Below are 23,964 nucleotides of genomic sequence, written 5' to 3'. Positions count from 1 at the left end.
GCCATATGATCTCATCATGCTCTAGCGTTCGGGAGAGAACGCTCCCGTTTTCTCCAAGACCGTCCAGGCGCGTCGCAGATGTTCCGGGTCGAGGCGATGCCCGTCGTCGTGGAGGCAAAGATCGAGCAGCTTGCGCCGCGGGTTGCGCCATCTCTCGCACCGCAGGTCGCCCTGTTCGAAGCGACGGGTAAAGCGATAGCCTCCGGCGGCGCGGTACATCGTGACCGCTTGGCGAACGACGCCCTGTTTGGCCGGGCCGATTCGCCGTCCTCCCAGCGGCACCACCGGGTCGGCGCTCCCATGGGTATGAAAGAGATGGGCCGGCTCGGCCGGACAATCCTCCGGAACGGGCGTCCAGAAAGTGCCGCTGACGGGAGCGAATCCGACGGCGAGGTTCGAGCGTTCGCAGGCAAGCCACCAGACCATCATTGCGCCGGCAGAGAAGCCGGAGATCATGACGCGGTCGCGATCTATGCCGAAACGGTCGGCCGCGTCCGCCAGCACGGCTTCGAAATAATCGTACGCGCCGTCGAGGTCGGCCGTCGTCTCGCCGCGCAGGACGGACGGGGAATTCGGCAGCGGCCAGTCGCCGCCGTCTGAGTTCGCGGCGATCAAGGCGATGCCGAGCGACCGGGCGAGGGCGCGCAATCCAGAATTCCCCATGCTTCCGGCGGCTGTTCCCTTATAGCCGTGGACATAGAGAATGGCACCGACGGGTCCGCGGTCGCCCCCCTCCGCGCCCGTAGCGTTCGGCATGGCGATTCGATAGGTCCGTCCGTTGTCCAGCCGACAATCGCTGTCGGGGCCACAGGCATGCGCCGGTGGAATGACCATCGTCAGGACGGCGATGCCGCAGGCCGCGATCCAACGCGCGATCATGACGGCGTTCCCCTTTCTCGTTCGGGCTCCTCCCAGGAAGGACAGTGGCGCGCATCGGCCTCCGGGACAAGGGTGGCCGCTTGCTCTGTTGCCCGGGGGGCGGGTGGCTGATAAAAGCCACGCGATCCCCGGCGAATCGGCTATTCGGCCCGGGACAGCGACATTCCTCACCGATCCGCGAAGGGCGCCGCCATGAAAGCCAAAGTCTTCGTTACCCTTAAGCCCGGTGTCCTCGACCCGCAGGGCAAGGCGATCGAGCATGCGCTCGGCGGTCTCGGCTTCGACGGCGTCAACGAGGTCCGTCAGGGCAAGGTGATCGAACTCGACCTCGCCGCGGAGGACGAGGCGAAGGCGGAGAGCGAGGTCGAGGCGATGTGCCGCAAGCTTCTCGCCAACACCGTGATCGAGAACTACCGCATCGAGATCGAGGCCTGAAGGCCGCAAGCGGGAGCGCCACGCCGATGAAATCCGCCGTTATCCTCTTCCCCGGCACCAACCGCGAGAAGGACATGGCCGACGCGATCGAGCGCGCTTCCGGCCGTCGCCCCGACATCGTCTGGCACCGGGAAACGGCGCTCGACGGGTATGATCTGATCGTCGTGCCGGGCGGGTTCTCCTATGGCGATTATCTGCGCTGCGGCGCGATGGCCGGCAATTCGCCGATCATGCGCGCGGTCAAGGACGCGGCGAATCGCGGCGTGGCGGTGCTCGGCGTATGCAACGGCTTCCAGATCCTGACGGAGACGGGGTTGCTGCCGGGCGCGCTGTTGCGCAACGCCGGGCTGAAGTTCATCTGCAAATATACCCACCTGAAGGCGGAGCGTTGCGCGCCGCCCTTCACCCAGCGCCTGACGCCCGGTCAGGTGACGGAGGTGGCCGTCGCCCATAACGAGGGCAATTACTTCGCGGACGATGCGACGCTCGACCGTCTGGAGGGCGAGGGGCGCATCGTTTTCCGCTATTGCGATGCCGCCGGCAGGGTGGACGCGACGACGAACCTGAACGGATCGCGCCGAAATATCGCGGGTATCGTCGACACGACGGGGCGCGTGCTGGGCATGATGCCGCATCCGGAAGACGCGACCGACGCGGGTCTCGGCAAGACCGAAGGCATGCCGTTGTTCGAGAGCGTGGCCGAGGCATTGGTGAGCGCATAGCGCGGGGGATGGGCCGAAGGGCGCCGGATGATGCGTGCCGCGAACGACGACCGTCAGCGCAATGTCTTCGGCGAGCCGATCATGCCCTGCTCCGTCGATCCGGTAACCGGCTTCTACCGCGACGGCTGCTGCAATACCGGGGTGGAGGACATCGGCTCCCACACGGTTTGCGCCATCATGACGGAACGATTCCTGGCCTTCAGCGCCGCGCGTGGCAACGACCTGTCCGCGCCGATGCCGGATTTCGGCTTTCGTGGGCTTCGGCCGGGCGACCAATGGTGCCTGTGCGCCGCGCGCTGGCAGCAGGCGTTCGAGGCCAATGCCGCCCCTCAGGTCAATTTATTGGCGACCAACGAGAAGGCGTTGGAGATCGTCGATATCGACGATCTGAAGCGCCACGCCGCCGACCTGATCTGACGGGGGAACGCCAAGATTAACCGGCCTGCCCCAAGGTTCCCAGGCCGATCAGGGCCAGCACACGGGCGTTGAAGCCCTTTCGCGCGATACGATCCTCCACATCCTCGTCCTCTGGGCCGGGGGCGTGAACGCGATCCTCCCCCACCGCCGGTGGGGCGAGCAGTTGCTTGAGCGGCATGGCGAAGATTTCATCCTCCGCCGCTTCCAGCCCGTCCACCGCCTTGGCGAATCGTTGCCCCCAGGCGGTGCGCAGATGCACGCGTGGGATGCCGGTGCCGAGGCCGAGATCGAGGTCGCGATGCAGATCGGCGAGGGTGACCGTTTCCAGATCCCGGCTCAGGACCCATTGGTTGCGGGTGGTGCGCGCGATATAATCGTCCTGGTCGAGGCGCCGCGTCGCGTAGCCGAGTGCGTCGGGCCCCAGTCGGCAGGCCCGCGAGAGATTCCGGTCGCTCAGGCTCTTCCCGGCGCGGGCCGCCTGGGAAAGTGCCCGCAGGACCGCGAGCGCGGCGGTTAGTCGGCGTATGGGCGACAATCCCTCCCGCCCGAGCCGCCGCGCGCCGGTGCGCCATTCCGGCAGGCCGGCGGCGACCTCCGCGCCGAACAGGATCACCATCCAGCTCAGATAGACCCACATCAGGAAGATCGGGATCGTCGCCATGACGCCGTAGATCGTCTCGTAGGTCGGGAAATTGGTGACATAGAAGGCGAAGCCCTGCTTCAGCCCCTCCAGCAGGACCGAGGCGACGAGCCCGCCCATCACCGCGTCGCGCCGCCGGACGGGCGCCGCCGGCATGACCAGGAACAGCACGGTCAGCCCCGCCGCCTGAAACAGGAAGGGCAGCGCGAAGGCGAACCGCGCGAGGCTGCCGGTGACGCTTTCCACCCCGCTTGCCTGGGCCAATGCGAAGAGCACGCTGGACAGCGAGATCGACGCGCCGAACAGCAACGGCGTCAATGTCAGCACCGACCAGAAAACCATCAGCCGCATCACCAGCCCGCGTGTTTGCCGCGCGCGCCAGATGGTGTTGAGCGTGCCGTTGATGCTGGAGAGGAGAAGTACCGCGCTGAGCGCCAGAAAAACGACGCCGACCGCGCTCAACTTCCCCGTCTGGGCCATGAAGGTCTGGATATGGCCTTGAACCTGGGTGCCGACCTGGGGGACGAAATTCTCGAAGATATAATCCTGGACCTTCACTTGCAGCGAATCATAGGCCGGGAAGGCGGCGAAGATCGCGAAGCTGACGGCCAGCAGCGGCACCATCGCCAGCAGCGAGGTGAAGGTCAGCGATGCCGCGCGCTGCGGGCAGCCATCGCGCGCGAATCTTTCCGCCGCATAGAGCAGGAACCGCGCGGTGTCCTTGACCGCGTTCGGTGCCTTCTCGGGCGGCTGCTTGCCGGCCGGCGGCGGGGATGTCGGTTCGTCCATCATCGCCCGTTTCCCATAGCATAGAGGATTGGTGCGAGTCGGCTCTTTTCAACCGATTGCCCAATGCGTCCACGCCGGCTTTGACCGCCCGGAACCATCGTGTAGGATGTGCGCGCTTCCGGCCCGGGTGCCGGATTTTGGGGGGTCGTGCCGATGGAATCGGCCGGGATACCAGTCTAAGGTTCACATTTCGCCGCCGGTTCGCTGGGCGGCGTCGCTTCCAGGGAGAGTTTCGGCATGGACGGTTCCGGGCCCATTCAATCGGGCACGCTCATGGCCGGTAAGAAGGGCGTCATCCTCGGCGTCGCGAACGATAAATCGATTGCATGGGGAATCGCCAAGGCGATCGCCGCGCAGGGCGCGGAAATCGCCTTCACCTATCAGGGCGACGCGCTGAAGAAGCGGGTGGTGCCGCTGGCGGAAAGCCTCGGATGCTCGCCGGACATGGTGCTGCCTTGCGACGTGACCGACGAGGAAAGCGTCGACGCGGTTTTCCAGGCGCTGGAGCGGAGTTGGGGCAAGATCGACTTCCTGGTCCATGCCATCGCCTATTCCGACAAGGACGAGTTGAAGGGCGAGTATCTGGCGACCACGCGCGGCAATTTCCTGCGCACGATGGATATCTCCTGCTATTCCCTGACGGCGCTTTGCCAGCGCGCGATGCCGTTGATGTCGGAAGGCGGTTCGATCCTGACGCTCACCTATTTCGGGGCGGAGCGCGTGATGCCCCACTATAACGTCATGGGGGTGGCCAAGGCGGCGCTGGAGGCCTCGGTGCGCTATCTCGCCGTCGATTGCGGCAAGCGCAATGTGCGGGTCAACGCGATCTCCGCGGGCCCGATCAAGACGCTGGCGGCGAGCGGTATCGGCGATTTCCGCTATATCCTGAAGTGGAACGAGATCAACAGCCCGATGCGCCGCAACGTCACGATCGACGAGGTCGGGGGCGCGGGCCTCTATTTCCTCTCCGATCTCGCCTCCGGCGCGACGGGGGAGGTCCATCACGTCGATTGCGGCTACCACACGGTCGGCATGGTGCGCGAGGACGCGGCCGACCAGATTTCCGAACTGCTGCAGGGGTTGCGCCGCAACGGCTGATCCGCGGGGTGCCTGAGGGAAGGGGCGGTCCCCGGCCTTCGGAAGCGAGACCACATGTCGTCCAATACGTTCGGCCAGCTTTTCCGCTTTACCACCTGGGGCGAAAGTCACGGGCCCGCCATCGGCTGCGTCGTCGATGGCTGCCCGCCGCGCATCCCCCTGGCGGAGGCGGATATCCAGCATCATCTCGACCGCCGCAAGCCGGGCCAGTCGAAATACACGACCCAGCGGCGGGAGCCCGATACCGTCGAAATCCAATCGGGCGTGTTCGAAGGAATGACCACCGGCACGCCGATCAGCCTCGTCATCCGCAATGTCGATCAGCGCTCCAAGGATTATTCCGACATCGCGCCGAAGTTCCGGCCGGGCCATGCCGACTATACCTATGACATGAAATACGGCATCCGCGACTATCGCGGCGGCGGGCGCTCCTCCGCGCGCGAGACGGCGATGCGCGTCGCCGCCGGCGCGGTCGCGCGCAAGGTGCTGGAAACGGGGATCGAGGGGGGCGCGATCTCCATCCGCGCGGCGCTGGTCCAGATGGGGCCGCACGGCATCGACCGGGGTAACTGGAACTGGGACACGGTGGATGCCAACCCCTTCTTCTGTCCGGACGCGCGGGCGGCGGAACGCTGGGCGGATTACCTCGACGGTGTGCGCAAGGCGGGGTCTTCCTGTGGCGCGGTGATCGAGGTGGTGGCCGAGGGGCTGCCGCCGGGTCTGGGCGCGCCGATCTATGGCAAGCTCGACACCGACATCGCGGCGGCGATGATGTCGATCAACGCGGTCAAGGGCGTCGAGATCGGCGCCGGCTTCGAGGCCGCCGCGCTTAGCGGCGAGGAGAACGCGGACGAAATCCGCATTGGCAATGACGGCCATCCGATCTTCCGCTCCAACAAGGCGGGCGGCATCCTGGGCGGTATCTCGACCGGCCAGCCCGTGGTGGCCCGCTTTGCGGTCAAGCCGACCAGTTCCATCCTGAAACCGCGCGAGACCGTTACCCGCGACGGTGAGGAGACGGAGATCGTCACGAAGGGCCGCCACGACCCGTGCGTCGGCATCCGCGCCGTCCCGGTGGGGGAGGCGATGATGGCCCTTGTCCTGGCGGATCATCTGATGCGTCATCGCGCGCAATGCGGCGCGCCGCTTCCGCCCACCCCGCCGCTCGGCGCGTAACGGACCCGGGAGTAAGCGATGGCGCCAATTCCCGGCGGCGGGCTGGCGGATGAACCGACGCGCCTCGGTTTCGAGGATTTGCAGGCGCTCCTGAACCTGAGCACCGCGCTCGATTGGCCGCATACCGAGGTCGATTGGCGCACGATCCTGCTTTCCGGCATCGTCTACGGGGTTCGCGCGGAAGGCGGCGGCCTGGGCGCGCCGATCCTGGCCTGCGCCGCGCTCTTCCCCTATGGCGAGGGTATGTGCGCGCTTGGCATGGTGATGGTGGCGTCCGGGGCGCGGCGGCGGGGTCTTGGCCGGCGGGTGGTGGAACGCTGCCTCGCCGCGCGGCCGCATGACGGGGTGCCGGTCCTGCTCGCCAGCACGGTGGAGGGGGAGCCGCTCTATCGCCGTCTCGGCTTCGCGACGGTGGGCCGTCTGGAGAAACTGCTGCATGACGGGCCGCTTCCCACCGCATCCCCGGCCTTGCCGGCGGGGTGGCGCCTCGGCCCGCATATCGCCATGGCGGATCTGATCCCGGTCCTGCGGCTCGACCGTCGGGTTTTCGGCGGCGCGCGCGACGGGTTCCTGAAGCATCGCATTTCCCAGGCCGCGGGCGCGGCGACCCTGTTCGATGCGGCCGGCCGACTCGCGGGCTACGGGCTTGCCGTGCGGCAGGGCGATCTGCTGATCCTGGGTCCGATCGCGGCGGACGACGATCGGGCGGCGCTGGCACTCAGCACGGCCCTGGCGGCGGGGCATGAAGGCCCCTTGCGCATCGACGTACCCGCCGGACATACGGCTCTTTCGGACGGTTTGCAGGGCATGGGGTTCCGGGTCGCCGACCGGCCGCCGCTTATGGCGCGCGGCATGACGGCCCTGCCGGCCGGTGGTTGGGCGGGTTATGCCGCGATCGCGGCGCAGGCGTTTCTTTAGAGCATGATGATTTCATATGGACCCGCCCGAGACGCCGCTTTCGGTTTCTTGGGCTAGGAGCGCCGCGCGCGGCGATGCGGGGCATCGGAAGCGCGGCGCGACGCTGGCCCCCATGCCCCAGGGGAGCCGAAAGCGGCGCCTTCGGTCGATTTTCCGGGCTCCCGGACCGCGTCGAGGCCGCTTGACGATGACCCACATCGCCCGCGCGTCCTCTTCTTGCCGGAAACCCGGAAAAAAGATCTCGGATGGGTCCATATGAAATCATCATGCTCTAGCACGGGCGCGATAGGGGGATGGTGGCCCCGCGGCGCCCCGACGGTTACACTGGCCCCGCGACGGCCGGGCCGACCGACGACCCGGGCCCCGAGGGAGCGGAACGCGCATGGCACTGCATAAGGATGGCTGGGGACACGACGTGACGGCGGCCGACGCGGCGGCGGTCGCGCGGCTGGATGGCGCGATCCTGGCCTATTGCGGCATGCGCGTGGATATCGGCGACCGCATGAAGACGGTCTTCGAGGCGGACGCGGAGATGCCGATGGCGCTCGCCGCCAAGACGGCCTTCCTCAAGATGTTCGCCACCGCGAAGATGGACGCGGCCGCCGCCAAGACGCACGCGCAGTTATCGGCCGTGATCGCGGCGGGCGAGACGACGGCGCGCGAACGCGCGCATGCCGGGGCGCTCGGCCATTATGTCGCGGGCGATCTGGGTGCCGCCTGCGATGCGTGGGAGGCGATCCTGATCGATCATCCGCGCGATCTGTTCGCGATCAAGCTGGCGCAGCTCAACCGCTTCTATCTGGGGCAACCGTCCGCGATGCGCGGTGGCATCGCCCGGGCATTGCATGGCTGGTCCGAGGCGATGCCGGGCTATGGCTACCTCCTCGGCTCCTACGCCTTCGCGTTGGAGGAGGCGGGGCACTATCCCGAGGCCGAGCGCCATGGGCGCCGCGCCATCGAAATCGACCCGACCGATATCTGGGCCGCCCATGCCGTCGCCCATGTCATGGAGATGCAGGGCCATTCCGGCCAGGGCTATGGCTGGCTCGACGTGCTCAAGGGGGAATGGGCGGGCGTTCATAACTTCAAGCACCATGCCCATTGGCACCGGGCGCTCTTCGCGCTCGACCTCGGTCTGCATGACGACGTACTGGATATCCATGACCGCGATATCTGGACCGAGGTCGCGGGCGATTATCTCGATATCTCCAACGCCGCCTCCCTCCTCTGGCGGTTGGAGGAGGAGGGCGTCGATGTCGGCGACCGCTGGGCGCCGGTCGCCGCCCTGTCGGCGGAACGGGTGGAGGAGCACGCCCTCGTCTTCGCCACCTGCCATTTCGCGATGGCGTTGGCGGGCGACGGCGGGGACGGCGAGGGGCATGCCGATGCGCTGGACCGGCTGGAAGCGGCTCAGGCGGCCCATATGCGGGCGCATCCGGACACCACCTTCGCGCATGTCTGGCGGGCGGCCGGTGCCGCCATCGTCAAGGCGGTGCGCGCCAGCCGCGCCGGCCGCCCGGGGGAGGCGGTCGATCATCTACTGCCCGCCCGCGCCGAAATCCTGCGTATCGGCGGCAGCCACGCCCAACGCGACGTGTTCGAGCGGCTGTTGTTGAGCGCGGCGCTCGCCGATGGGCGCGACGCGCTGGCCCGCGCCCTGATATCCGAGCGGCTGGCCGCCCGGCCGGAGGAGCGCTGGACCCTCGCCTGCTGCCGGGCGCTCGATACGGGGGAGGTGAGGGCGGACGGCGCAACCGCGACTGCATGACCCCTTGCCCGGTGGTCGGCCATGCGGCATCTCCCAATCCGATACGGCGCATGACCGGTGGGCGCCGTGATAGGCGGCCTTGGGGGATAGGATCGCCCCGGGATCGTCCCCGACCCGATAACCCGATGGCGTCGCCACCCGGCGGCGCGGAGGAGGATGGATGCGCGCCTTCGGTCGCTTCACGCTATGGCTTTTCGCGATTTTCGGTGGATTATTCGCCGTTCTGCTACTCGCGGTCACGGCCTTCACCCTTTCCGTGCGCCAGGACGACCCGACCCTGCCGGAGAACGCGGTCCTCAGCCTCGACCTGACCGTCGCACCCTTGGAAAAGCCGGGCGATCCCCCCTTCTTCGACACCGATCCCGCCCCCAGCCTGCGCGAGATGGTCGAGGCCATCGAGCGCGCGCGCGACGATGCGGGGATCAAGGCATTGGTCGCCTCGGTCGGCGGGGCCGGGCTTGGCGTCGCGGAGGCGCAGGAACTGGCCGAGGCCATCCGCCATTTCCGGGAGAGCGGCAAGCCCGCGATCGCCTTCGCGGAGGATCTGGGCGCGCTCGGCGATCAGATGCCGGATGTCGCCGTGGCGACGGCCTTCGACGATCTGTGGCTGCAGCCTTCGGGCGGGGTCGGTTTCTCCGGCATCGCGATCGAATCGCCCTTCTTCGCGGAAGCGTTGGCGGATCTCGATATCGAGGCCGAGGTCGGCCAGCGCCACGAATATAAAGGTGGTATCGATCCGCTGATCCGGCGCGATTTCTCGCCGCCGGTCGAGGCATCCCTGCGTCGCGTGGTCGACGGCTGGGTCCGTCAGTTGAGCGGGATCGTCGCCCTCAATCGCGGCCTCGACCCCGCGGGCGTGCGCGGGCTGGTGGATGCGGGCCCCTTCCTCGCGGCGGAGGCGCGCGATGTCGGCCTCGTCGATCGCCTCGGCTATCGCGACGAGATGTTGGCGGCCGTGGACGCGGCGGTCGGGGGGCAGGCGCGTCACGTCCATCCCGGGCAGTATCTCGCCGTGGCCCGCGCGGATGTGGAGGGGACGGCGGAGAAATCCGTCGCCCTGATCTATGGCGTCGGGCCGATCACGCCGGAGGAAGGCTCGGGCAATCCGCTGTTCGGCCCGCGCGGTTTCGCCCCGCATGCGGTCGCCCAGGCGCTCGCCGACGCGCGGGAGGATGCGGGCATCGCCGCCGTCCTCTTCCGGGTGGAAAGCCCGGGCGGCGCCTACGGTCCCTCCGACATGGTGCGGCGGGAAGTGCGCCGGTTGGTCGAGGCGGGTAAGCCCGTCATCGTCTCAATGGGGGATGTCGCGGGCTCGGGCGGCTATATGGTCAGCCTGGACGCGAGCCGCATCGTCGCCTCGCCCGGAACCCTCACCGGCTCCATCGGCGTCTATTCCGGCAAGCTCGCCACGCGCGAGTTGTGGAACCGCCTTGGCGTCGAATGGGACAGCATCGCGGCGGGCGAGAATGCCGGGATGTGGAGCTTCGTCGACCGTTTCGACGCGGGCGAGCGGGCGCGCTTCGACGCCATGCTGGATTCGGTCTATGACGGCTTCACCGGCCATGTCGCGCGGGCGCGGGGCCTGGACGATGCCGGGATCGACCGGGCCGCGCGTGGGCGGGTCTGGCTGGGGGAGGACGCGGTCGATGTCGGCCTCGTCGATGCGCTGGGCGGCTTCTCGCAAGCCGTGGCGGAGGTGCGCGGCGCGCTCGACTTGCCGGCCGACGCGCCGCTCGACCTGCGGCTGATGCCGGAGCCCAAATCGCCCTGGGAGCGCGCGGTGGAGTGGGTCGATGGCGGGGGCGGGTTCGACGACCTCGTCGCCACGGCGGGCGCGCGCATCCTCGGCCGGGAGGTGGAGGCGGTGACGGGCGATCTCGCGCCCTTCCGCGCGCTGGCCGCCGGGCCGCTTGCCATGCCGCCGATCCGGGTGGCGCGGTAGGGCAACCGGGAAAGGGCGTCGGGCCGCTATCCGGCCCGCTTGCGCCCGCCAATCAGGAATTCGACATTGCCCTGGGGGCCGGTGATCGGGCTTTCCGCGAAGCCCAGGACATGCCAGCCGGGCAGGGCGGCGAGCCAGTCGGAGACCTCCCCGCACACTCGTTCATGCAGGGCCGGGTCGCGCACCACGCCGCCCTTGCCGACCTCCCCCTTGCCGACCTGGAACTGCGGCTTGATGAGGGCGACCAGCCACGCTTCCGGCTTGGTGCGCGCCAACGCGGCGGGCAGCACCTTCTCCAGCCCGATGAAGCTCGCGTCGCAGACGACGATATCGACAGGCTCCGGCACATCCTCCGCCGTCAATTGGCGGGCGTTGCGGCTCTCCAGCACGGTGACGCGGTCGTCCTGGCGCAGCTTCCAGTGAAGCTGACCGCGCCCGACATCGACCGCATGGACATGCGCCGCGCCATTCTGCAACAACACGTCCGTGAAGCCGCCGGTGGAGGCGCCGACATCGATCGCCGTCATGCCCGCCGGGTCGATGGCGAAGGCGGCGAGACCCTTTTCCAGCTTCAACCCGCCGCGACTGACCCAGGGGTGGTCCTGGCCGCGCACGTCGAGCGGCTTGTCCGCCGCGATCGGCTGGCCGGGTTTCTCGACCCGTTGCTCGCCGGTGAAGACCTTGCCGGCCATGATCAGGGCCTGCGCCTTGCTACGCGTTTCCACCAGCCCGCGATCGACCAGCGCCTGATCGGCGCGTTGCTTCGAGGGTTTCGACGCGCTCATGCCGCGGGCGCCTCCTCGCGCAGCAGTCGGCGGAAGGCTACCCCCTCGCTTCGGGTCAGCAGATGGAAGCGCGCCAGCGCCAGCGCCGCCACCATCGCCAGCCCGACCGACAGGCCGTAGATCACCCCGTCCCCGCCCATTGCCAGCGGGAAGGCGAAAAGCCAGGCGAAGCCCACCCCCGCCGCGATATAGCCGACGAGGCCGAGCCACAGTGCCGCCACCGTGTCGTTGAGGCCCCGCAGCACGCCGCAGGCGACGATCTGCAACCCGTCGACCAGTTGGAAGACGGCGGCGATCGTCAGATAGCCGGCCCCCATGCGGATCAACTCCGCCGCCTTCGGGTCGGCGTCGTTGACGAAGAGGGCGAAGATCTCCTCCGCGCCCAGCCATAACACGACGCCGAGCAGCCCCATCAGCACCGCCGTCAGCCGGAAGGCGAGCCGCCCGCGCCAGCGCACCAACGGCAGGTCGCGCGCCCCGGCGGCCCCGCCGATCCGGATCGACGCCGCCTGGGAGATGCCGAAGGCGACGACGAAGATCATCGAGATCACCTGGGTCGCGATGTGAAAGGCGGCGAGCTGCGTCGTCCCGATGACGCCCATCAGCAGGGCGGCGATGACGAACATCCCATGTTCCACCATCGCGAGGCCGCCGGCCGGCAGGCCGATCCGGCACAGCGAGCGGAAGCGCGGCCAATCCGGCCGGTGGAAATTGCGGAACAGCGCCATGGCGCGGAACTTCGGTGCGCGGAGTAGATAGACGATATAGAGCAGGACGCCGATGCTCTCCGCGATCAGGGTGGAGAGCGAGGCCCCCGGCAGCCCCATCGGCGCCACCAGCCCCAGCCCGCCGAACATCAACACCCAGTTGAGCGCGACGTTGAGCGGCACCATCGCCATGATGAAATAGAGGCCGGGGCGCACCACCTCGAACGCCGCCATGGTGTTGCGGAAGACGATGATCAGGAACACCGGCACCAGCGTCCAGGCGAAATAGTCGAGATAGGTCTGCGCCAATGCCGCGAGGCCCGGGTCCTGACCCAGCGCGATCAGGATAGCCTCCCCCTGCAACATGATCGCGACGCACGGTCCGCTCGCCAGCACCGCGAACCACACGCCCTGGCGCATGGTGCGGCGCACGCCGCGCGCATCGCCCGCGCCGATCGCCTGCGCGCCCAGCGCGGCCACCGCGCTCATCGAGCCGACGGCGAACAGGATGAAGAGGATCGCGAAGTTGAAGCCCAGCGCCGCCGCCGCCAACTCCCGTTCCCCCAGATGGCCGATCATCACCACATCGACCGTGTCCGTCGCGATCAGCAGCAGCATCGACCCCGCGATCGGCCAGGCAAGCGTCAGCATCGCGCGGGTTTCCCCGCGCGCATCCAGATTGTCGATGGCCGTCGGCTTGCTCATGGCGGTGGCTTATGGGGGAAATTCCCGGGAATTTAAAGCGCCGCGCGCCGGCCCGCGCCGCGCTATCTATCGGCCGCTATATGCCGGCTCCGGGCGGCGGGCGGGACGGGCGCGTGCAGATATAGATCCCGACCGCCGTCATCGCGACCGCCGCGCCGACCACGGCCCAGGCGGGAACCTCGGTGAACAGCGCCGTCAGCGTCAGCCCGCCGGCCATCGCCAACACGGACCACAGCTTCGCCAGTGGCGGGATCACCCGATATTTGTCCCATCGGCGAAGCGTCGGACCATAGGTGGGATGGTGATAGAGCCAATCGTGGAACCGGCGGCTCGACCGCGAGAAGGCCCAGACCGCCACGATCAGGAACGGCACCGTCGGCATGATCGGCAAGGCCACGCCGACGAAGCCGAGCGCGGTGGCGACGATACCGATCGCGAAGAAAAGATGTCGGCGCGCGGCGTCGGTCACGGGCGGGCTTCCGCTCCCCAGGGAAACAGGCGAAACATCCCTTGGCTATCGCGCCCGTCCCCCGGCGGCAAGCCCGACGCGCCGTCGACGAGGCGTGCGGCGGGGCCGCATCATATCTTCATGCTCTAGTCGGCTACACTCTGCTGGCGTGGTCATCGGATTGCGCCAGGGTTGCGGTCTTTCCGTGAACAAGGTGAAGACCACAAAATGAAACGCGGCCTCCTTTCGGGGACCGCGCTTCGACGTCAGGCCCGGGCGGGGGCGTCCTTGTCGTCGCTGTTCCCTCGATCGCCGGCGTCTATGCCGAGGGCGTCGAGGGCGGTGGCGACGATCGCGTCGGCGTCGAGGCCGGCGAGGCGCACCTGCTCCTCCGGCTTGTCCTGGTCGAGGAAGCGATCCGGCATGGCCATCGGGCGCACGGCCAGCCCCTTCATCAGGTCGTTGCGCGCCAGGAAGTCGAGCACATGGCTGCCGAAACCGCCGATGGAGGCTTCCTCGATCACCATGAGGAGGTCGTGGCTTTCCGCCAATTGCCGGATCAGGTCGCCGTCCAGCGGCTTGACGAAGCGGGCATCCGCCACCGTGGTGACGAGGCCGCGCGCTCCCAACCGGTCGGCGGCGGCCAGCGCGTCCTGTAGGCGATTGCCGAGGGAGAGGATCGCGACCGCGCCGCGCGCGCCCTTCGCGCCCTGGCGGACGATGCGGCCCTTGCCGATTTCCAGCGGGGCGGGGTGTTCCGGCATTTCGACGCCGACACCCTCGCCGCGCGGATAACGCACGGCCGATGGCCGGTCGTCGATCCCGACCTGGGTGGCGACCATGGCGGCCAGTTCCGCCTCGTCGGACGGGGCCATGACGATGAAATTCGGCAGGCAGGAGAGATAAGCGACATCGAAGGCGCCGCAATGGGTCTGCCCGTCCGCGCCGACATAACCCGCCCGGTCGATGGCGAAGCGCACGGGCAGCGATTGGATCGCCACATCGTGCACCACCTGATCATAGGCGCGCTGCAGGAAGGTCGAATAGATCGCGGCGAAGGGCTTATACCCTTCGGCGGCGAGGCCGGCGGCGAAGGTGACGCCATGCTGCTCGGCGATGCCGACGTCGAAGCTGCGCGTCGGGTGTGTCTCTTGGAAGATGTCGACGCCGGTGCCCGACGGCATGGCGGCGGTGATGGCGACGATCTTGTCGTCGGCCTCCGCAAGCTTGGAAAGCGTACGGCCGAAAACCTTGGTGTAGGCCGGGGCGTTGGGCTTGCCCTTCTTCTGGGTGCCGGTGACGACGTCGAACTTGGCCACGCCGTGATACTTGTCCGCCGACTGTTCGGCCGGGTCGTAGCCCTTGCCCTTCTGGGTCACGACATGGATCAGGACGGGGCCCGCGTCCTTGGCGTTTCGCACGTTCTTCAGGACGGGCAGCAGATGGTCGAGGTTATGGCCGTCGATCGGGCCGATATAGTAGAAGCCCATCTCCTCGAACAGCGTGCCGCCGGTGACGAAGCCGCGCGCATACTCCTCCCATTTCTCCATCGCGCGTTCCAGGCGCTTGGGAAACCGTTCGGCGATGCCGCGTCCGAATTCGCGCAGCCCCATATACTGCTTGGAGGAGAGCAGGCGGGAGAGATAGGCGCTCATCGCGCCGACGGGAGGCGCGATCGACATATCGTTGTCGTTAAGGATGACGGTCAGACGGGAATGCATCGCGCCGGCGTTGTTGAGGGCCTCGTAAGCCATGCCCGCGGACATGGCGCCGTCACCGATGACGGCGACCACGTGGTTGTCGCCGTCCGACAGATCGCGCGCCACCGCCATGCCGAGACCGGCGGAGATCGAGGTCGAGCTGTGCGCCGCGCCGAAGGGGTCGTATTCGCTCTCGTCCCGCTTGGTGAAGCCGGAGAGGCCGCCGCCCTGGCGCAGCGTTTCGATCCGGTCGCGCCGGCCGGTCAGGATCTTGTGCGGATAGCACTGGTGCCCGACATCCCAGATCAGCTTGTCGGCGGGCGTGTCGTAGACGTAGTGGAGCGCCACCGTCAGTTCGACCACGCCGAGGCCCGCGCCCAGATGTCCGCCGGTCTTGGAAACGGCGTGGATCGTCGCCTGGCGCAACTCGTCCGCCAGCGTCCGCAATTCCTCCGGCTGCAGGCGGCGTAGATCGGCCGGCAGGTGGACCGTGTCGAGGGTTGGGGTCGTCAACGTCAAGAGATCGCTCCTCGTCGCCCAGCCGCCCTGTCTCTCGCGGGGGTATCTTCCGCGGGCCATTCTCCGCAGGCCGTGCGCCGCAGGGCTGGAAGGGTCGATGTAACGTGTCGCGGCGGGTATTTCCAGCCCGAAGCCTGGCTACCGGGCGGCGTTCCCTCGCCACCCGCGCATTCGTCATTGCCGGAACACGCCGTTCGTCGGCGAGGGGCGACGGTGGGCGAGGGGGTGCTTCATGACCTGATAGGGCCGGCCGTCGATCGTGACCGGCTCGACCGGCGCGAAGCCCCGTGTCGCATAGTAACGCGCGAGCGCCCCGGGCACGCAGTAGAGATAGAGGTTCGCATGGCCCAACATCGCGGCGCGTGCGGCGACGGCCTCGATCAACCGCCCGGCGATCCCGGTTCGGCGCCATCCGGGCTCCACCAGCAGGCTCGACAGCCAGGGTCCTTCCGCCGCGGGCCAGGGCAGGTCGTTCGCCACCAGAAGGGCGCAGCCGACGGGGTCCTCCCCCGCGCGGGCGAGGAAGACGGCCTCGCTGGCCGCGCCGGCGGTATCGCGGAGCCAGGCGGTCGTTTCCGCGAGGCTATAGGTATGAGAATCCGCCCAGGTCTCGTTGATCCGCCGCGCGATGTGGGGCAGGGCCGGATCGTCGGCGCCCATCTCGGCGATATGGGGCCGGTCCGTCAGCTCTCCCGCTCCACAACGAAGCGGGCGAGTTGGCGCAGCAGGTCCGCTTCCTTGCCGAAGATCGATAGATGTTCCACCGCTTGGTCGGCCAGCCGGTTGGCCTGGTCGCGCGCCCGATCCTCCCCAAGGACCGAGACGAAGGTGGCCTTTCCGGCATCCGCGTCCTTGAAGAGCTTCTTGCCCGCCTTGGCCTCGTCCCCCGCGACGTCGAGCAGGTCGTCGGCGATCTGGAAGGCGAGGCCGAGATCGTGCGTGTAGCCCTTGAGCGCGCCGCGCGCATGTTCCGGCGCCCGGCCGAGCGCCGCGCCCGCCGCGCAGCCGAAATCGATCAGCGCCCCGGTCTTCAAGCGCTGAAGGCGCGTGATTCCACCGATGTCGAGCGGCTTGCCGCCGGTCGCCGCCTCGGCGGCGGCGAGGTCGATCATCTGTCCGCCCACCATGCCGTGGGCGCCCGCGGCCTTGGCCAGCATCTGGGTCAGTTCCGCCCGCACCATGGGGTTGGAGTGGGTCGCCGGGTGGACGATTACCTCGAAGGCGAGGGTCAGCAGCGCGTCGCCCGCCAGGATCGCCGTCGCCTCGTCGAAGGCCTTGTGCACGGTCGGTCGGCCGCGCCGCAAATCGTCATCATCCATCGCCGGCAGATCGTCATGCACCAGCGAATAACAATGCACCAGCTCGAGCGCCGCGCCCGCGCGCAGCCGCGATTGCTCCGCCACCCCGAACAGCTTCGCCGATTGCATCACGAGGAAGGGGCGGATCCGCTTGCCGCCGCCCAGAACCGCATGGCGCATCGCCTCTATCAAGCGCTTCTCCGGCGCCTTTTCCAATTCCAGCAGCCGCTCCAGTTCGCCTTCGACCGCCTTCGCGCTCTCCTTGAGCGCGGTTTTCAGATCGTTCATGACCGCTTGCCGCTCCGTTTCAGTCGAGATCCGCCGGATCGGCGGAGACCGTGCCGTCCGATCCGACCGTGATCTTCTCGACCCGCGCCTTCGCTTCCTTCAGCTTCGTCTCGCAATGGCGCTTTAACTGGGCGCCCCGGCTGTAATGCTCGATCGCGGCGTCGAGGCTGGCCTCGCCCTGCTCCAACTCGCGCACGATCGCTTCCAGTTCCTGCATCGCCTGCTCGAAGCTCATGGCCCGGATATCCTCGGGCAGGGGCTCCGCTCCCGATTCGTCCGGGTCTGTGCGCGCGGTGTTGGCTTTGGCTCTGGCCATGGCGCTCGGGCTCCCTCTCTATCTGGCGTGAACGGCCTCGCGATGGAGGCGCGAGCATAGACGGCGCCGATGCCGCCTTCAACGCGTCAGCGAGTGGCGTCAGGGCCCTTGTCCGGGGGGCGGTGCCTGTCTAGCTTACGGATATCATGACCGATTGCCTTATTCTCTCCCATCCCGCCTGCGCCGGCCACGACATGGGCCCCGGCCATCCGGAAAGCCCGGCGCGCCTGAAGGCCGTGCTGCGGGCCCTGGATGCCGATGAATTCAAGCATCTGCCCCGCCGGGAGGCCCCGCGCGCGCCGCGTGAGGTCCTCGCCCGCGTTCATCCAGAGCCATATCTTGACCGGATCGATGCGGTGTTCGATCAGGCGGAGGCGGAGGACGCCCGCGTGCGGCTCGATGCCGACACGGCGGTCGGGCCCGGATCGCGGGAGGCGGCGCTGCGTTCGGCCGGCGCGGCCGTGGCCGCCGTCGACGCGGTGATGGGGGGCGAGATACCGCGTGCCTTCTGCGCGACCCGTCCGCCCGGCCATCATGCGGAACCGGCCCATTCCATGGGCTTCTGCATCTATTCCAACGCCGCGATCGCCGCCATGCACGCGCATCATGCCCATGGGGCGCACCGGGTGGCGATCGTCGATTTCGATGTTCATCACGGCAACGGGACGGAGGCGTGCGTCGAGAACGAGGCGGCGATTCTCTATGCGTCGACCCATCAATGGCCGCTCTATCCCGGCACCGGCCGCCCCGGCATCGGCGGCATAGCGGAGAATATCGTGAACGCGGCCATGCCGCCCGGCGCGACCTCCGTGGAGTTTCGGGAGATCATGGAGAGCCGCTTGCTGCCGAAGGTGGCGGCATTCCAACCCGAACTTCTGATCATATCCGCCGGGTTCGACGCGCATCACGACGATCCGCTCGCCGATTGCGATCTGACGGACGAGGATTATTTCTGGGCGACGGAGCAACTCGTCGCGATCGCCGAGGCGGCATGCGGCGGCAAGGTCGTCTCCTTGCTGGAGGGGGGCTACGACCTGGGCGCGCTCACCCGCTGCACGACCCAGCATATGCGCGCGCTGATCGGTGGCTGAAGGCGTTTGGCCGTCGCCCCCATTTCCGCCGCGAACACGGGGTGAAACCGGGCGAGGGGGATATCGTATCGAGGCCGCGTGATCGTGCATACTGGTCAGGCCGGTGCTTTGGTCCTATCTTGTGAACTAAGTGGGATGGGTGTCGCGGCCGGGGTCGGAGGGCCGTCCCTGTCCGGGTTCCCGGCGATCGCGTCGCCGGATCGACGGCCCGGCCCTTCCGTCCCGGCGTGAAACCGGATGAACAGCATGGCCAAGTACACGCTTTCCGCCGCCGATGTCGAACGGCTGATGACCGACCCTTCGGGGGAAGGCCGCATCGCCGCGGCCGAGAAGGTTTCCGGTGCATTCGGCACCGGGGGAATGACCGCCGAGGAACGCGTCATCGCGGAGGATATCTTTCGCGTGCTGGTGAAGGACGCGGAGGAACGGGTTCGCGCCGCCCTCGCCCAGAATCTGAAAACCGCGCCCGATTTGTCGGGAGAAATCGCCGGGGCACTGGCGCGCGACCGGGAGGATGGAGTGGCGCTGCCGATGCTCCGTGAATCCTCGGCGCTGTCGGATGAGGAGTTGGTCGAGATATTGGGCGCGGCCACGCCGGCCCGTCAGATCGCGATCGCGGAACGGGAAACGGTTTCGGACGCGGTGGCTTCCGCGATCGTCGATATCGGTAACGAGGACGCCGTGGTCAGCCTGGTCGGCAACAAGGGGGCCGACCTTTCGGAAACGACGTTGGAGAAGGTGGTCTCCGATTTCGGCCATAGCGAGCGGGTGCAAGCCCCCCTGGTGAATCGGGAGCATCTGCCGGTCACGATCGCGGAGAAATTGGTGAGCCTCGTGTCGGAGGCTCTGCGTACCCATCTGGTCACGCATCACGCGCTGCCGGAGGAGACCGCGACCGATCTCGTCATGCACAGCCGCGAACGCGCGACGGTCCAACTCGCCGCGGAGAATAGCGGGGATGCGGCGGCGCTGGTCGAGCAACTGGCGGCTAATGGCCGTCTGACGCCCTCGCTGGTGCTGCGCAGCGTGTGCCTCGGCGATCTCGGCTTCTTCGAGGCCGCGATGGCGCGTCTCGCCCGGGTTCCGCTCGAGAACGCGCGGGTGCTGATCCATGACGAGGGCGCGCTGGGCCTAAGATCCCTCTACGACAAGGCCCGCCTGCCGAAACCGCTCTACCCGGCCTTCGAGACCGCCATCCGGCAGGCCCATAACGCCGAATTGGAGCGCACGGACGAGGACCCGGATACGCGGATGCGTCGGCTCCTCGAACATGTATTGACCGAGAATGAGGCGATCGTGGACGAGTTCGGAATCGATAATGTCGATTACCTCCTCGCCAAGTTCAATCAGCTCTCCGATACCCGTCATACGGCCTGAATGCTCCCTCCCTCCTCCCCGTTCGGGGGAGGCATGGAAGGGGGGTGCATCCAACTTGCGGCGGGGAAGTGCGAATGGTATAGGTTTTGCGTGCCAGAAGGGCATGAATGGCGTGATTTCGTGGACTATGGCGCCATGAGTTGATCGCGCGCGGTTTCCGTGGCGGGGGACGACGCCCCCGATCCCACAAACCGTGACGACGATATCCTTGATCGTGCGAACCAGGGAGTCGTAGAAATGGCTTCGGAGATTGGTGCCTCGGGCGCGAGCCAGATTCTCTCCGCCGCGCAGCAGAAGCCTGGATCCTTCAAGATCAAGACAGGTGGCGCCGTCGATATTCGCCGCACCCTCGATCAACTGGGGGCCGATGCCAATCGCCAACGAATTTTCCAGTCCGCGCTAACGCGCCTGCGGGGCATCGCCCAAGGCGTGATCCAGCCCGAGCAGGAGTGGGAGACCATCGGCGGCTTCCTGCAGTCGACCGGACAGCCTTTCACGTTGGAAATCGACGAGAAGGGACAGATCAAGGCGGCCGCCCAGAGCGAGAGCGACCTCCAGGGCAAGACGGCGCGTCAGCAGGCCGCGATCCGCGAGGCCATAACGCAGATGCAGGACTTGGTGAAGCAGTCAGATTTCGAGGATACCAAGGCCAATATGCGCGCCGAGCTTGCTTTCGGTATCCTGCGGATCGAGGAGATGAAGAACTATTCCCCGCCGGAGGAATATTGGGAGCGGCGTTTCCAGTCCCTGGCGGAAGCCGGCCGGCCGGTGAAGCTCGCCCTCGACGGGGAGGGCAACAAGGTCGTGATCGACCAGCTCGAGCATAATTTCAGCGATGTCGAGAATGGCGAGGATCGGCTCAAGCTGATGCGCGCGCGCGACGAGTTGCGGTCGATCCTGCGCGGCGACTCGATCGCGACCCAGGCTTGGCATTTTAGCGCGATCGGCAATGCCAGCAGCGGCGACGACTATTTTCTCGATTTGGATGAGGCGGGCAATGTCACCGTCCAGCGCAATACGATCGACACGGTGACTCCGGAATTCCTGGCCGCGGACGAGGATGGGCCGGAGACCACGGCCCCCTGGCAGGAGGAGGCGCTCGCCCTTTATAACGCGGGCAAGGGCTTTCATTTCGACGCCTTGGCCGACGGCACCATCACGGTCGTCGAGAACACGCTGCAGAGCATGACTCGCGACGACGAGATCGAAGCCGGCCGTCAACGCATTCAGAGCGCGCTGGTCTCGCTGCTGGCCTGACCGGCCGCATCCGCGTCCAAGGCATTTCCAAAACAACAAAACCCCTTGGATACCAAGGGGTTTCGGTGGTGGGCGCGACTGGGATTGAACCAGTGACCCCTGCCGTGTGAAGGCAGTGCTCTCCCGCTGAGCTACGCGCCCGTTTCGCGATGAGTGGTAGGGCATTGCCCCGCCCGCGACGCCGCGTCCTTTACGCGGGCGCGGGGGGCGTTGTCAAGCACGGGGCGCGTGTCGGGATGCGTCGAAGGGGCTTATCCGCGTCGCAGCACGTCCTTCAGGATGTCGACGACGACACGGGTTCCTTCCTCGATGATCGTGACGTCGTCGCCGACGATGATCCGTTCCAGCCCCGCCCGCAGTCGCGGCAGGCGGGAGGAAAGATCCGCCGGCAGTGTGCGTTTCGCGATACCCGGTGGCAGCGGCTTGCCGCGGGCCACGTTCTTGGCGATGCCGGGCGGCAGACTTTTCCCCTTCAACCCGTGGCTCTGGGCATAGCGTTCGATGATCGTGCGTTCATCCTCGCCGAATATGCCGTCGAGGACTTCGTCGATCACCTCGTCCTCCAGGCGGTCGCCGGTGGAGTTGCCGCCCTGGCCTTGGGAGGCGGAATGACCGACCCCTTTCGCCTTGTCGTTCTTGGCCTGCGCTACCGGAATTTGGGTCAGGCCGAGGACGAGCGCCACGGCCAGACCCGCGAATGCCGTGGAAACGCGGCGGGTGGTCGGGCGCGGACTGAAGACATGGGGATATGACATAGGGCGTCTCCCTTCCGGTGTTTCCCGGTTCTCGACGAGATTGCCCTCCCAACCAGGGAAATGGTGTCCCGACCGGTCCGAGGCAAGATTTTCGCGAGGAAGCCCTGGCTCCGCGCGGGGGCGTGCCTATATCGGACATCATGGAGACCATTCCAGATATCGCGCGGCATGGGCGCGGAGCGGGGTCCGGTAGGAGCGGGCTGCTGGCGTTCGCGGTGTTCTCCCTCATGCTGGCCGGTCCGGTGGGGGCGCGCGCCGATACCGCGGTGGACACCGATGCCGCCCTCCCCAAGACACTGCCGGGCGCGCCGATCGAGGTGCCTTTGGATCGCGGGTTGCGTCTGGAATACGAGGCCTATTTCGGCGGCATGCATATCGGTTCCGCCCGCGCGGCGCTGGAGCGACGGGCGGACCGCTATCACCTCAGCGGGGAGGCGCGGGCGCGCGGCCTGCTCGACTGGTTCTCCGAATGGCGCGGCCGGGCGGAAAGCCGGGGAACGCTTGCCAGGCGCACGGCCGAAAGCGACGGCCAGGCGGCGCATCGCCCTCCCTTGATCCCGAAACCGGCCCAGCACCGCAATCGTGGCGAATGGCAGGGAGATCCGCGCTGGGCAATCCTCGAATATGACGCGGATGGTGATTTCGAAAGCCGCCGGGCGTCCCGTCCCGACGAGGATGACGACTTCACCCCCATCCCGGTGGGCGCGACCGACGGCACGGTCGATCCGATGAGCGCGATCGTCGCGTTGTCGGAGATGCTGGCTTCCGGCGGGACATGCGAGGCGACGCTGCGTCTGTTCGACGGAAGGCGGCGCTATGACGTCAGGGTGAGCGATGGGGGCACGACGCAATTCGCTCGGAACGACTACACTATCTATGCCGGCGAGGCGCGCGCCTGCCGATTGGAGATCGAACGCATCGGCGGCTTCCGCGCGGAGCAGTCGAAATATTCCGAGACGGCGCGGGACCGTACCGTCTGGGTCGGTCGTCCGATCGCGGACGCGCCGCCCGTGCCCGTGCGCGCGGAGGTGGAGACGGCCTTCGGACGGCTCGTCATTCATTTGGTCGGTGCCTATGCGGGGGCTGAACGGATAGCTCTCGACCCCGGTCGGGACATCATGGCGGAGGAGTAGCGCCGGTTGTCCGACGCACGCGGCTATGGTCGGGACCGGCGCGCCAAGCCGTCGAGCGCCATGGGAAGCCCCGCGAAATCCTGGATCAGCGCGTCGGCGCCCAGGTCCTCGGGCCGCCCCCGGCAATAGCCGTATCCGACCGCGACGGCGGCGATGCCGGCGGCGCGCGCGGCCTCCACGTCATTGTGGCTGTCGCCGATCATGACCGACGCCTCTGGCGCGGCTCCGATCCGGCCCAGCAGCCCGAGCAGCGGGTCCGGCGCGGGCTTCTTCTCCGCGAAGCTGTCGCCGCCGACCACATGGTCCGCCGGAAAGAACCGCGCGAGGTCGAGCGCGTCCAGCACCGCCAGGGTCGGTGCCAGCGGCTTGTTGGTCGCGATCGCCAGCGCATGACCTGCCTCCGCCAGACGGTCGAGCGTATCCACAACCCCGTCATAGACCCGTGTATGGCAGGCGAGCGCCCGGCCATAGATCGCGAGGAAGCGCTCGGTCTCCGCCCCCAGGTCGTCGGGCGGACCGCCGGTGGCCTCGAATCCCCGCTCCACCAGCTTCGCCGCGCCGTTGCCGACCATGCTCCGGACCCGGGCGAAGGGCAGCATCTGGCGGCCCGCGACCGCCAGCACGCGATTGAGGGCGGCGGCGAGATCCGGCGCGCTGTCGATCAGCGTGCCGTCGAGATCGAACAGCAGCACGGGAAACCGGGTGGTGGCGGGGGAGGGGGATGCGGATGTCGATGACGTCATGGCGTCCGTCTTATGCCGTGCGCCGTCCCGCCCGGCAATGTCCCGGAAGGGGCCGGGC

23 protein-coding genes and 1 tRNA gene are annotated in these 23,964 nt (G+C 67.7%); 12 read left to right on the top strand and 12 right to left on the bottom strand.

Features of this window, described 5'->3' with window-relative positions; translation table 11 throughout:
- Window positions 1-21: 21 nt before the first annotated feature.
- Window positions 22-879 carry a CE1 family esterase gene (locus KAJ83_RS11605; RefSeq protein ID WP_210682244.1) on the bottom strand — a complete coding sequence of 286 codons (858 nt, stop codon included), beginning with the start codon at window positions 877-879 and terminating at the stop codon, window positions 22-24.
- A 192-nt stretch (window positions 880-1,071) separates the two neighbouring features.
- On the opposite strand from KAJ83_RS11605, the gene purS reads away from it, so the two are divergent.
- From purS to KAJ83_RS11590, 3 genes are read left to right on the top strand one after another with little or no spacing between them, the layout of a single operon-like run.
- Window positions 1,072-1,314: a phosphoribosylformylglycinamidine synthase subunit PurS gene (purS, locus tag KAJ83_RS11600; RefSeq protein WP_210682243.1), complete on the top strand. Its 243-nt coding sequence runs from the start codon at window positions 1,072-1,074 to the stop codon at window positions 1,312-1,314.
- A 26-nt stretch (window positions 1,315-1,340) separates the two neighbouring features.
- Window positions 1,341-2,036: a phosphoribosylformylglycinamidine synthase subunit PurQ gene (gene purQ / locus KAJ83_RS11595; protein ID WP_210682242.1), complete on the top strand. Its 696-nt coding sequence runs from the start codon at window positions 1,341-1,343 to the stop codon at window positions 2,034-2,036.
- A gap of 27 nt (window positions 2,037-2,063) precedes the next feature.
- Complete coding sequence (locus tag KAJ83_RS11590; protein WP_246484466.1) at window positions 2,064-2,453, top strand: DUF2237 family protein; 390 nt, start codon at window positions 2,064-2,066, stop codon at window positions 2,451-2,453.
- 16 nt (window positions 2,454-2,469) lie between these two features.
- On the opposite strand, the gene KAJ83_RS11585 is transcribed toward KAJ83_RS11590, so the two are convergent.
- Complete coding sequence (locus KAJ83_RS11585) at window positions 2,470-3,885, bottom strand: YihY family inner membrane protein (protein ID WP_210682241.1); 1,416 nt, start codon at window positions 3,883-3,885, stop codon at window positions 2,470-2,472.
- Window positions 3,886-4,119: 234 nt separating this feature from the next.
- On the opposite strand from KAJ83_RS11585, the gene fabI reads away from it, so the two are divergent.
- The 5 genes from fabI to KAJ83_RS11560 all read left to right on the top strand — a co-directional run bounded on the left by fabI (window position 4,120) and on the right by KAJ83_RS11560 (window position 10,784).
- Window positions 4,120-4,980, top strand: a complete 861-nt coding sequence (fabI, locus tag KAJ83_RS11580) for an enoyl-ACP reductase FabI (RefSeq protein ID WP_246484465.1) — start codon at window positions 4,120-4,122, stop codon at window positions 4,978-4,980.
- 54 nt (window positions 4,981-5,034) lie between these two features.
- Window positions 5,035-6,156, top strand: coding sequence for a chorismate synthase (aroC, locus tag KAJ83_RS11575; protein ID WP_210682240.1), 1,122 nt, complete (start codon window positions 5,035-5,037; stop codon window positions 6,154-6,156).
- An 18-nt stretch (window positions 6,157-6,174) separates the two neighbouring features.
- Window positions 6,175-7,074: a GNAT family N-acetyltransferase gene (locus KAJ83_RS11570; RefSeq protein WP_210682239.1), complete on the top strand. Its 900-nt coding sequence runs from the start codon at window positions 6,175-6,177 to the stop codon at window positions 7,072-7,074.
- Between the two features lie 382 nt (window positions 7,075-7,456).
- Window positions 7,457-8,842, top strand: coding sequence for a tetratricopeptide repeat protein (locus KAJ83_RS11565; protein ID WP_210682238.1), 1,386 nt, complete (start codon window positions 7,457-7,459; stop codon window positions 8,840-8,842).
- A gap of 160 nt (window positions 8,843-9,002) precedes the next feature.
- Window positions 9,003-10,784, top strand: a complete 1,782-nt coding sequence (locus KAJ83_RS11560; protein ID WP_210682237.1) for a S49 family peptidase — start codon at window positions 9,003-9,005, stop codon at window positions 10,782-10,784.
- 26 nt (window positions 10,785-10,810) lie between these two features.
- Here KAJ83_RS11560 and KAJ83_RS11555 read toward each other — a convergent pair whose 3' ends face one another.
- The 7 genes from KAJ83_RS11555 to KAJ83_RS11525 form a co-directional block, all read right to left on the bottom strand.
- Window positions 10,811-11,569, bottom strand: a complete 759-nt coding sequence (locus KAJ83_RS11555; protein ID WP_210682236.1) for a TlyA family RNA methyltransferase — start codon at window positions 11,567-11,569, stop codon at window positions 10,811-10,813.
- Window positions 11,566-12,981: an MATE family efflux transporter gene (locus KAJ83_RS11550; RefSeq protein ID WP_210682235.1), complete on the bottom strand. Its 1,416-nt coding sequence runs from the start codon at window positions 12,979-12,981 to the stop codon at window positions 11,566-11,568. The genes KAJ83_RS11555 and KAJ83_RS11550 overlap by 4 nt, the downstream gene beginning before the upstream one ends.
- Before the next feature lie 76 nt (window positions 12,982-13,057).
- On the bottom strand, window positions 13,058-13,450 hold the full coding sequence (locus KAJ83_RS11545; protein WP_210682234.1) for a YbaN family protein: 393 nt from the start codon (window positions 13,448-13,450) through the stop codon (window positions 13,058-13,060).
- 245 nt (window positions 13,451-13,695) lie between these two features.
- Window positions 13,696-15,648 (bottom strand): 1-deoxy-D-xylulose-5-phosphate synthase, encoded by a 1,953-nt coding sequence (dxs, locus tag KAJ83_RS11540; protein WP_246484464.1) that lies wholly within the window; start codon window positions 15,646-15,648, stop codon window positions 13,696-13,698.
- A gap of 174 nt (window positions 15,649-15,822) precedes the next feature.
- Window positions 15,823-16,308 (bottom strand): GNAT family N-acetyltransferase, encoded by a 486-nt coding sequence (locus KAJ83_RS11535; RefSeq protein WP_210682232.1) that lies wholly within the window; start codon window positions 16,306-16,308, stop codon window positions 15,823-15,825.
- 23 nt (window positions 16,309-16,331) lie between these two features.
- On the bottom strand, window positions 16,332-17,234 hold the full coding sequence (locus KAJ83_RS11530; RefSeq protein WP_210682231.1) for a polyprenyl synthetase family protein: 903 nt from the start codon (window positions 17,232-17,234) through the stop codon (window positions 16,332-16,334).
- 19 nt (window positions 17,235-17,253) lie between these two features.
- A complete protein-coding gene (locus KAJ83_RS11525; protein WP_210682230.1) occupies window positions 17,254-17,550 on the bottom strand; it encodes an exodeoxyribonuclease VII small subunit in 297 nt (98 codons plus the stop codon).
- Window positions 17,551-17,696: 146 nt separating this feature from the next.
- On the opposite strand from KAJ83_RS11525, the gene KAJ83_RS11520 reads away from it, so the two are divergent.
- The 3 genes from KAJ83_RS11520 to KAJ83_RS11510 all read left to right on the top strand — a co-directional run bounded on the left by KAJ83_RS11520 (window position 17,697) and on the right by KAJ83_RS11510 (window position 21,275).
- Window positions 17,697-18,641: a histone deacetylase family protein gene (locus KAJ83_RS11520; protein WP_210682229.1), complete on the top strand. Its 945-nt coding sequence runs from the start codon at window positions 17,697-17,699 to the stop codon at window positions 18,639-18,641.
- 246 nt (window positions 18,642-18,887) lie between these two features.
- Window positions 18,888-20,018 (top strand): SpbR family protein, encoded by a 1,131-nt coding sequence (gene spbR, locus KAJ83_RS11515; protein WP_210682228.1) that lies wholly within the window; start codon window positions 18,888-18,890, stop codon window positions 20,016-20,018.
- A 237-nt stretch (window positions 20,019-20,255) separates the two neighbouring features.
- Window positions 20,256-21,275: a hypothetical protein gene (locus tag KAJ83_RS11510; protein ID WP_210682227.1), complete on the top strand. Its 1,020-nt coding sequence runs from the start codon at window positions 20,256-20,258 to the stop codon at window positions 21,273-21,275.
- A 66-nt stretch (window positions 21,276-21,341) separates the two neighbouring features.
- On the opposite strand, the gene KAJ83_RS11505 is transcribed toward KAJ83_RS11510, so the two are convergent.
- Window positions 21,342-21,416, bottom strand: a tRNA-Val gene (locus tag KAJ83_RS11505).
- Window positions 21,417-21,526: 110 nt separating this feature from the next.
- Window positions 21,527-22,030 (bottom strand): anti-virulence regulator CigR family protein, encoded by a 504-nt coding sequence (locus KAJ83_RS11500; RefSeq protein ID WP_210682226.1) that lies wholly within the window; start codon window positions 22,028-22,030, stop codon window positions 21,527-21,529.
- A gap of 140 nt (window positions 22,031-22,170) precedes the next feature.
- Between KAJ83_RS11500 and KAJ83_RS11495 the strand changes: the two genes are divergently transcribed.
- Entirely contained in the window at window positions 22,171-23,163 is a 993-nt protein-coding gene (locus KAJ83_RS11495) for a DUF3108 domain-containing protein (protein ID WP_210682225.1), read from the top strand.
- A gap of 23 nt (window positions 23,164-23,186) precedes the next feature.
- On the opposite strand, the gene gph is transcribed toward KAJ83_RS11495, so the two are convergent.
- Window positions 23,187-23,906 carry a phosphoglycolate phosphatase gene (gph, locus tag KAJ83_RS11490; protein WP_210682224.1) on the bottom strand — a complete coding sequence of 240 codons (720 nt, stop codon included), beginning with the start codon at window positions 23,904-23,906 and terminating at the stop codon, window positions 23,187-23,189.
- Window positions 23,907-23,964: the final 58 nt, after the last annotated feature.

Origin of the sequence: Marivibrio halodurans, assembly GCF_017963645.1 — a bacterium.
Taxonomy (GTDB): Bacteria; Pseudomonadota; Alphaproteobacteria; order UBA8366; family Aestuariispiraceae; genus Marivibrio; species Marivibrio halodurans.
This window is presented reverse-complemented; position numbering and strand designations above follow the sequence as displayed.